Source organism: Streptomyces sp. NPDC059455, assembly GCF_042750115.1.
Lineage (GTDB): Bacteria > Actinomycetota > Actinomycetes > Streptomycetales > Streptomycetaceae > Streptomyces > Streptomyces endocoffeicus.
On the sequence record NZ_JBHYVB010000189.1, the window covers coordinates 13,091 to 22,278 of the forward strand.

Annotated in this window: 8 protein-coding genes and 1 pseudogene; 4 read left to right on the plus strand and 5 right to left on the minus strand. The window is 69.8% G+C overall.

The features are described 5' to 3' along the window. From leuC to ACFXB5_RS42235, 3 genes are all read right to left on the minus strand, one after another. On the minus strand, positions 1-1,351 hold a 1,351-nt coding region (gene leuC / locus ACFXB5_RS42225; RefSeq protein WP_385218836.1), incomplete at its 3' end, for a 3-isopropylmalate dehydratase large subunit. A 60-nt stretch (positions 1,352-1,411) separates the two neighbouring features. Next, positions 1,412-2,560, minus strand: coding sequence for a pyridoxal phosphate-dependent aminotransferase (locus ACFXB5_RS42230; RefSeq protein WP_385218838.1), 1,149 nt, complete (start codon positions 2,558-2,560; stop codon positions 1,412-1,414). 142 nt (positions 2,561-2,702) lie between these two features. Further along, positions 2,703-3,260 carry a cysteine hydrolase gene (locus ACFXB5_RS42235; RefSeq protein ID WP_385218840.1) on the minus strand — a complete coding sequence of 186 codons (558 nt, stop codon included), beginning with the start codon at positions 3,258-3,260 and terminating at the stop codon, positions 2,703-2,705. A gap of 294 nt (positions 3,261-3,554) precedes the next feature. Between ACFXB5_RS42235 and ACFXB5_RS42240 the strand changes: the two genes are divergently transcribed. The 3 genes from ACFXB5_RS42240 to ACFXB5_RS42250 all read left to right on the plus strand — a co-directional run bounded on the left by ACFXB5_RS42240 (position 3,555) and on the right by ACFXB5_RS42250 (position 7,007). Beyond that, the gene (locus tag ACFXB5_RS42240) at positions 3,555-5,450 is read left to right on the plus strand and encodes an FAD/NAD(P)-binding protein (protein ID WP_385218842.1); all 1,896 of its coding nucleotides are present in this window, start codon (positions 3,555-3,557) and stop codon (positions 5,448-5,450) included. A gap of 48 nt (positions 5,451-5,498) precedes the next feature. Beyond that, on the plus strand, positions 5,499-6,722 hold the full coding sequence (locus ACFXB5_RS42245) for a LeuA family protein (protein WP_385218844.1): 1,224 nt from the start codon (positions 5,499-5,501) through the stop codon (positions 6,720-6,722). 87 nt (positions 6,723-6,809) lie between these two features. Beyond that, positions 6,810-7,007, plus strand: coding sequence for a CGNR zinc finger domain-containing protein (locus ACFXB5_RS42250; protein WP_385218845.1), 198 nt, complete (start codon positions 6,810-6,812; stop codon positions 7,005-7,007). A gap of 77 nt (positions 7,008-7,084) precedes the next feature. Here the strand turns inward: ACFXB5_RS42250 and ACFXB5_RS42255 are convergent, their stop codons facing one another. After that, a complete protein-coding gene (locus tag ACFXB5_RS42255; RefSeq protein ID WP_385218847.1) occupies positions 7,085-7,765 on the minus strand; it encodes a TetR/AcrR family transcriptional regulator in 681 nt (226 codons plus the stop codon). Positions 7,766-7,835: 70 nt separating this feature from the next. Between ACFXB5_RS42255 and ACFXB5_RS42260 the strand changes: the two genes are divergently transcribed. Continuing rightward, entirely contained in the window at positions 7,836-8,579 is a 744-nt protein-coding gene (locus ACFXB5_RS42260) for an SDR family NAD(P)-dependent oxidoreductase (protein ID WP_362312694.1), read from the plus strand. Between the two features lie 53 nt (positions 8,580-8,632). Here the strand turns inward: ACFXB5_RS42260 and ACFXB5_RS42265 are convergent. Beyond that, a pseudogene (locus ACFXB5_RS42265) lies at positions 8,633-9,094 on the minus strand (transposase); the annotation flags it as partial. Positions 9,095-9,188 lie beyond the last annotated feature (94 nt).

Below are 9,188 nucleotides of genomic sequence, written 5' to 3' on the forward strand. Positions count from 1 at the left end.
CTACGGTCGGCTCCCCTTTCTGTGCAGGTGACACCTGGCCCTGCCGGCACACTATGTGGCGGTTGGGGGTGTCGGCGCCCCGTGCGCGGGGCCGCCGCCGGTCCTCGTTGAGCGCGGCGCACATCGAGCAGCCGGCCCCCGCCCGGAAGTCCGCGCCGGCTTCGGTGAAGACCCGGTCCAGCCCTTCGGCGACGGCTTGCCGCCGCACACCGGCCGAGCCGGGGACGATGACCATGGAGAGCCCGTCCGCGACCCGGCGGCCGCGCAGCACCTCAGCGGCGGCCCGCAGGTCCTCGATCCGGCCGTTGGTGCAGGAACCGAGGAAGACCGTGTCGATACGGACGTCCCGCATGGCGGTGCCCGGCCGCAGCCCCATGTACTCCAGGGCACGCTCGGCCGCCGCGCGTTCGGCCGCGTCGGCGAACCGGTCACTGCCGGGCACCCGGCCGTCGAGCGGAACGCTCTGCCCCGGGTTGGTGCCCCAGGAGACGTACGGGCCGATCGCACCCGCATCCAGGGTCACCTCTCGTGCGAATCGCGCCCCGTCGTCGCTGCGCAGCCCCTTCCAGTACGCCACCTCGGCGTCCCAGCCGGCCCCCTGCGGCATCCCCGGGCGGTCCCGCAGAGACGCGAACGCGGTGTCGTCCGGAGCGATCAGCCCGGCCTTGGACCCGGCCTCGACGGACATGTTGCACAAGGTCATCCGGCCCTCCATCGAGAGGCCGGCGACCGCCTCGCCCCGGTACTCCACGACGTGTCCCTGACCACCCGCGGTGCCGATCCGGGCGATCAGCGCCAGCATCAGATCCTTGGCCGTGACGCCCTCTCGCAGCCGGCCGGTGCACGTGACCGCCATATCGGGGAGACGGCGCATCGTCAGCGTCTGCGTCGCCAGCACGTGCTCGACCTGGCTGGCACCGATACCGAAGGCGAGCGCTCCGAACGCGCCGAGCGTCGTGGTGTGCGAGTCGCAGCAGACGATCGTCATGCCGGGGCGGACCAGCCCGAGTTCCGGACCGATCACATGCACAATGCCCTGGCCGGCGGAGCCCAGCCGGTGCAGCGGAATGCCGTGGCGCTCGCAGTTCTCCCGCATCAGCCGCATCTGCCGACGGCCCGAAGGGTCGGAGACGACGGCGTCGACCGACCGGGTGGGCGTGTTGTGATCCTCCGTCCCAAGCGTGAGGTCCGGGCGGCGTACCGTCCGTCCCGCGGCGTGCAGCGCCTCGAACGCCTGCGGCGTGTTGACCTCGTGCAGCAGTTGCAGATCGATGTAGAGCAGGTCCTCACCCTCGCCGCCGTGCCTTACGACGTGCTCGTCCCACACCTTGTGCGCCAGTGTCCTTGCCATGCGACGGACTCTCCTCGTCCTCGTGGGCCATCGGCGGTGCCGCAACGAAAAACGGTCGGCTCAGCCCCACCGGGCCATGGCGCTGCCCATCCGCTCCAGCGCCTCCTCGATGTCCTCACGGGAGGCAGCGAAGGAGAGCCGAACGTGGCCCTCGCCGCCGGCACCGAAAGCGGATCCCGGAGTGACCGCCACCCCGGCCTCCCGCAGCAGCCACTCGGCATACGCGGTGGAGTCCGCGGCGCCCGTGCCGACGATGTCGGCGAACGCGTAGAAGGTCCCCTCGGGCGGAGCACAGAGAATGCCCGGCAGGGCGTTCAGCCCGTCGATGATCAGCTTCCGGCGGGAGGCGTATTCCGCCGTCATCCTCCCCACGGCGTCCTGCGGACCGAGAAGGGCGGTGGCTCCGCCGCGCTGGACGAAGGCGCTGGCACAGCCGACCGTGTGCTGCAGTGCCTTGAGCGCCTCTCCCACCAGACGGCCCGGCCCGCTGACCCAGCCCAGCCGCCAGCCGGTCATGGCGTACGCCTTGGAGAAGCCGTTGACCGTGAGTGTCCGCTCCGCGCAGCCGGGAAGCGCCGCCAGGCTGAGGTGACGGGTCCCGTCGTAAAGAATCTTCTCGTAGATCTCGTCGGTGACGATGAAAAGGTCGTGGTCCTTGGCGAAGGCGGCGATGACAGCGGCCTCCCCGGAGGACAGGGCCCGCCCCGTCGGGTTGTTCGGAGTGTTCACCAGCAGGGCCCGGGTCCGGCCGGTCACCCGAGACTCCAGACGCTCACGGGTGATACGGAACCCGTCCGCCGGGCTCAGCGCAACGGGCACCGGACGGGCCCCCGCCAACCGGGCCATCGCCCCGTAACTGACCCAGCCCGGGGTGAGGACCAGCAACTCGTCCCCGGGATCGAGCACGGTCAGCAGGGAAATGAACAAGGCGTGTTTCGCGGACGGGGTGACGACAATGTCCCGGGTCGGATCGACGGCGACACCGTTCTCCTCCTCCAACTTTCCTGCAATAGCGGAGAGGAGTTCCGGCGTCCCACGGCTGGGCGTGTAGTGCGTGAATCCGCCGTACAGCGCGGTCACTGCCTCGTCGGTGATGTGCCGCGGCGTATCGAACGCGGGCTCGCCGCCTCCGAGATCGATGACGGGCGTACCCCGGGCGCGCAGATTCCGTACGAGATCGAAAATTGCATAGGTGGCTGAATTCTCCATTCCACTCAGCCGGGCCGATGCGCACTTCGGCATGATTCCGCCCTTTCTCGGCTGCTGCTCGCTGTTTCCCTGCCCACCGCTCACACCGGGCCCGCTGCCTCACACCGGCCCCGGAGTGACGCTGCGACCGCTTCCGTGATCTTCAGCCCTCCAGGGCTTCCGCGACCGTGGTGACGGTGGCGGTGGCGGCCAGCACCGTCAGGGCCGCCGCGTGCCGCGCGTCGTCCCTCGCCGCCGTGGCGTCCGCGAGTACCTCGACCTCGTAGTCGCGGTCGTGCGCCTCGCGGGCGGCGGACAGCACCACGAGGTCGGTGGTGACGCCGGCGAGGAGCAGCGTGTCGCACCCCAGTCCGCGCAGCAGCTGTTCCAGATCCGTCCCAAGGAACGGGCTGACCCGGTGCTTCGCCACCACCGGCTCACCCGGGGCGGGCGCGAGCGCGTCGTGCACCCGCGTCGCCCAGGTGCCCAGGACGAGCCGCCCGCCGTCCTTCGCCTCGCGGAAGACCGGCGACCGCACGGGCCACTCCGCGTAATGCGGGGAGAAGCCGACCACGACGTGCACCACAGGGACGCCCTTCGCCCGGGCCAGCGCCAGCGCCTCCACCGCGCGGTCGAGCACCCCCCGCCGGGCGACCTGTTCCGCGTATCCGTCTGCCGCGTACTTCCCCTCCGGATGCACGATCTCGTTGATGAAATCCATCAACAGAAGTGCGGGACGTCGGTCCGTCCGCTTCTCCATGCCCAGCCCCCGTTCCCGGCTGCTACAGGAAAACGCCAGCCGGACTCCCAGACCGTACCATCCGGAATTCCGTCGTCGGCCGCCGCAGGGCCTGCATGAACGGAATTCACAGGAAGCATGAACAATTCCGCATTGTATCGGCCTCCTGTACCGAATTAGGATCGTGACCGGCTTCGGGGGAATGCAGTGCCGCGCAGTGTCCGCTGTGCATGCGGGCCCCCGGACGGGGGAGACAATTCTGTGACGCACCATGCCGTGGAAAGTTTTTCACAAGGCGCCGGCCCGCCGTACCGGATCGCGGTGGTCGGCAGCGGTCCGCGAGGGCTGTCCGTGGTGGAGCGGCTGGCGGCGAGGCTCGCGGGGGACCCGCCCGCCCACCCGCTGGAGATCAGCCTGATCGACGCGGTACGCGTGGGCAGCGGCCGCGTGTGGCGGCCGGACCAGCCTGAATGGTTCCTGATGAACACCGTGGCCGGCGAGGTCTCTGCCTTCTCCGGCCCAGCCGACAACGGCCCCGCCCGCGCCGGCGCCGGACCGTCCCTGGCCCAATGGTGGAACGCCGTCGACCCCGCCGGCTGTCCTGGGCCCAACGGCTACGCGCCGCGCGCCCTGCACGGCCGCTACATGGACTACGTGCTGGACACCGCGGAACGGTCACTGCCACCCGGCACCCGGCTGCGCAGGATCACCGCGTCCGTGACGGACCTGGAGCGCACGGCCGGCGCCTACGGCCTGCTGCTGTCGGACGGGACACGGCTGCGGGCCGACCGGGTGGTCCTCGTAACCGGCCACGCCCGGCCCGAACTGACCGGACGGCATAAGGAACTCGCCGAGTTCGCTGCCACCCGCCCCGGACTGCGGTACATCGCCGGTGACTCGGCAGCCGACATGCCGCTGGAAACCCTCCCCGCCGGCTCCCTCGTAGGAGTCCTCGGCCTGGGCCTGTCCTTCTACGACGTGATGGCCGCGCTCACCACGGGCCGCGGCGGTTCGTTCGCGCACGCCGGACCGGGGCGGCTGCGGTACGTCCCCAGCGGCGACGAACCCCTCCTGATCGCCGGCTCCCGCAGCGGCATGCCCCTGCCCGCCCGCGGCCGCAACCAGAAGCACCCGGACCACCGCTACACGCACGTGATCTTCACAGCCGAACGCGTTCGCCGCCACTGCGGCAGACGCCCCTACGATTTCCGCGCCGACATCCTGCCCTGGCTGATGGCCGAGGTCGAGCTCGTCTACTACGCCACGGCCCTGCGGCAACGCGGGTGCACCGCCGCTGCGGCGGACTTCGTCGCCGAGGCAGCAGCCACAGCGGAAGCGGGCCTGCCGGCCGTCGCCAAGATCGCGGACCGGCACGGGGCGGGAGATCTGCCCCGGATAGACCTCGACCGGCTGGCACGCCCCTTCGAAGGCCGTACCTTCGCCGGACCGGCGGTGTTCCGCGAGACCGTGACAAAGGCCATCGACGCCGACCTGGCCCACGCCGAGCGGGGAAATGTCGACTCCCCACTGAAGGCGGCCCTGGACGTGCTGCGCGATTCACGCGCGCTCATCCGCTCCTTCGTCGACTTCGCGAGCCTCCATCCAGCCTCCCACCGGGACGACTTCATCGGATGGTACGGAGCGCGCAGCGCCTTCCTCGCGGCCGGGCCCCCGCAACACAGGCTCCGGCAGGTCTCGGCCCTCCTCCGGTGCGGCTTGCTGCGAATCGCCGGGCCGCACACCCGCTTCGCCGCCGACGCCCGCCTCGGCCGCTTCGTGGTCTCCTCGCCGGCGGTCGCCGGCTCCACGACGGCCGTCGACACCGTGATCGACGCCCGCATACCCTCCCCCGACCTTGCCCGGGACCCCGCTCCGTTGACCCGGCACCTCGTCGCCCGCGGCCTGTGGACCGGACACCGTAACGGCGAGGGCGCCGACGCCTTCACCACCGGGGGAGTGGCCGTCACCGACAGCCCGTACCACCCGGTGGACCGCGACGGCTCACCGGACACCGGGCTGTACGTCCTCGGCATCCCCACGGAACACACCCGCTGGTTCATGCAGGGCGGCAGCAGCCGGCCCGGCTTCTGGACGGACTTCGTCCGGGACGCCGACGCCATCGCCGCCGACGCCCTCTCGGGGCTGCCGGATACCGGCCCGGCATCCCGCTGACCCTCGGCTGACACGGCCGGAACCTACGAAGCAGACGATGAGGCACCCATGACTTCAGCCACCATCCCGACCACGACTGCGTCCAGGACACCCGCGGACGGCGCGCGCCGCGTCGCCGTGTTCGACACCACCTTGCGGGACGGCGAACAGGCCCCGGCCAACGCCATGAACCCCGATCAGAAGCTCGACATGGCCTTACGCATCGAAGCGCTCGGCGCGGACCGTATCGAGGCGGGCTTCCCCGCGTCCTCGCCCAGCGAATTCCGGGCGACGCGGCTGATCTCCGAAAAGCTCACCCGCGCCCGCTTCACGACCTTCTGCCGCGCGGTCCGGCAGGACGTGGACACGGCAGTGGAAGCGGGCGGCACACGCAACCACCAGGTGCAGATTCTGGCCACCGGCAGCGACCTCCACCTGGAACACAAGCGCGGCATCACCCGCCAGGAATGCGTTGCGGAAGTCGTGGACACCGTCACGTACGCCCGTTCGCTCGGCGTGGAAGGAATCTCCGTCGGTATCGAGGACGCCAGCCGCGGCGAATACGAACTGCTGCGGACCATCGCCGAGGAGTCGGCCGCGGCCGGTGCAACCTGCTTCGTGGTGGCCGACACCTCCGGCCACCAGACCCCCGACCAGTACGCCGCGCTCATCTCGGCCTTCCGCACGTGGCTCCCCGCGCCATTGCAGATCGCCACGCACTGCCACGAGGACTTCGGCCTCTCCCTGGCCAACGCCGTGGCCGGGCTGCAGGCGGGCGCCGACGAGGTGCAGGCGACCCTCGGCGGTATCGGAGAACGGGCGGGCAACACCCCACTGGAGGAGGTCGCCGCACTGCTCGCCTACAAGCGCGACCACCTTGGCCTCTACACCGACATCGACCTCACCGCCATGTACCCCGCGTACACCGCGCTGCGGGAGATCATCGGCTTGGTCGAGCCCCGCAACAAGGCGATCTTCGGGACCTACGCCTTCGGAACCGCGGCGGGCATCCACCAGCAGGGCATCCTCCGCAACCCGGCCACTTACGAATACGTCGAACCCGCCCGGTTCGGCCGCGAGCGCTCGATCCTGATCGGCCGCCATTCCGGCCGCAGCGTCCTGCGGCACCTGCTGGACCAACTCGGCGCAGAGGTCGACGAGGAACGCCTCGCGGAGCTCTACCGGGTGCACATCGCCGAGCGCCCGGGCGGCGACTGCGAGAACATCGCCGTCGTCAAGGAGCGCATCGCCGCATCCCTCGCCAACGGCGTTGAGGCCCCGGCCCGCACCTGATGCCACGGGGGCGCCGGCACACGGCCGACGGCGACCCGGAGGAACACCGGCGGGCCGCGGCACCAGGGCGGGCCCCTCGCCTACGTCGTGTGCTCCGCCGGCGCCGAACGGCTGGGGCGCTGCGCGCGCCACGACTGCGGTTTGGCATTCGTCGACACCTCCCGCAACGGCCGACGCGCCTACTGCTCCGTGCGCTGCGCCAACAACGACGCCGTGGCGCGTCACCGCGAGCGGCTCCACGGTCACGCCCGGCCGTCAACTGCATGGAAGACCCGGAGAACGTGACCGTCCGAGACACAGCCATTTCACTTCCCACGGCAAACGGCACCGCTGGCCTCAGAAGCTGTTGATCCGAGGAATAGTCAAGACCTGTGGATCGGTGTGTCAGGCGGCGTGACCGTCTCGTCCCGATTCGTAGTTGCCACGGTTTCCGTGCCGCCGTGCCGCTCGCCCGATTGTAGTGATCGCCAGGCGACACCGGGAAGTGTCGTGCGCATCCAGGCCGGGTCCGTCTCGGCGCCTGACAGGTAGTGTCGACAGGCGTCGTGGGCTGCTCCCAGCAGCATCGAGTGGAGGTGCTCCGGCGGCCACGGAGGTAGCTGGCCGGCCTGGGAGAGTGCCTGCAGGCGCGCGAAGATCGGTCGCTGGAGTAGGGCCTTGGCCTCGAGTAGTTCGCGATGCCTTTCCCCGCTGAACTCCAGGGCCATCGCCTGGTACATGAACCGCGCCTCGTTGGGATGCTCGAGAGCCCATTCGAGATAGGCATCGACCAGGCCCCGCACCGTGTCCTCGGCCGTGCTCGCGGCAGTGACACGTTGGTACATGTGGTCTGTGACTCGCTCGAAGGTCCTGAGCAAGAGCGCGGCGGTCAGATCGCCGATATCGCGGAAGTGGTGATAGACGCTCGAAGGGCTTGCGCCCGCTCGTCTGCGGATCTGCTCGATGCCCACACCAAGAAGGCCATGCTCAGCGAACGAGTCGAGTGCCGCATCGAGCAGCGACTCCCGTCTCCGCCGTCCGTCGGCACGCTGAGGCATGGGCATAACTGGAACTCTACTCCACTTCGGGCTAGGCTACTAATTGGAAGAAACATCCAAGTAGGAGGTTGCGGGCATGAACGACGACAAGACGCTTGCCCTGGTCACCGGTGGAGGGCGCGGCATCGGGCTCGAGGTCGTCAACGGCCTCGCCGATCGAGGGATGCGGGTACTCCTGGGGGTCCGCAACCCAGAGAGCGTGGATGAGACCGTCCGTTCGATGCGTGCTCGTGGCGGTGACGTCGTGGCCGTAGGACTCGACGTTGACGACGCCGCATCGATCGCCGCTGCAGCCGCATGGGTGGACCACGAGTACGGGCGGCTGGACGTCCTGGTGAACAACGCCGGCATCGCCGGCGACCCGGGTCTCCAGGTTGCCGGCCACGTCGACCTGGACGCGGTCCGTGCGGTCTTCACCACCAATGTGTTCGGCGTGATCGCGGTGACCGAGGCAATGATCCCGCTGCTTCGGCGCTCGCCATCCGGTCGCATCGTGAACGTGTCCTCCAGCGTCGGATCGCTGGCCCGCATGAGCGATCCCGGTCACTACTTCGCCAACATGCCCGGGCTCTTGGGCTACCCGGCTTCCAAAACCGCCCTCAACCAAGTGACGCTGCAGTACGCGAAGGCACTGCGTCCCGATGGGATCCTCGTCAACGCCGCCGATCCGGGCCCCTGCCGCACCGACTTCACCAAGGGGATCCCCGGAGTCGAGCGGACCGCAGCCGAAGGTGCCCGGGTCATCTGCGAATTGGCCACCCTCGGTGATCGCGCCGAGACGGGCTCCTACCGTCGCGACACCGGACCGATCCCCTGGTGACCCAGGCCCGCCACCTGGGAGCCATCGGTCGGCAGCGTCGTGGTGGGGCCGTGTCATGCGACTGCCACCTCGGGCCGCTCCACGAGGTGGCCGCGTTCGAAGCGGGCGCCGGCGCGGACGAGGGCGACGAGGTGGGCTCCGGTGATGGCCCGCCAGCGTTCCTGAGCGGACTCGACCAGCTTGAACACCATCGCCAGGGCGGCGGCGGGGCTACCCGCGCCGCGGGTGACCTTGGTCCGGAGCTTCACGGTCGAGAAGGTAGATTCGATGGGATTTGTCGTACGCAGGTGGATCCAGTGCTCGGCCGGGAAGTCGTAGAACGCCAGCAGCTCCTCGGCGTCATCGGTGATCTTCGCGACGGCCTTGGGGAACTTCGCCCCGTACGTCTTGGCGAACGCGGCGATCGCCTTCTCGGCGTGGGCGCGGTCCTCGGCGTTGTAGATCTCCTGCATCGCCTTGGTGGCGCCCGGCTGGGCGGACTTCGGCAGCGCGTTTGTCACATTTTTCGCCTTGTGAAGCCGTAAAGAATCAACTTGTCGGTGTGTCGGTTTACTCGTCCGCGGCCGCGAGGAGATCGGGGGCGGTGCGGTAGCGGGTGGCGGCCGGGGG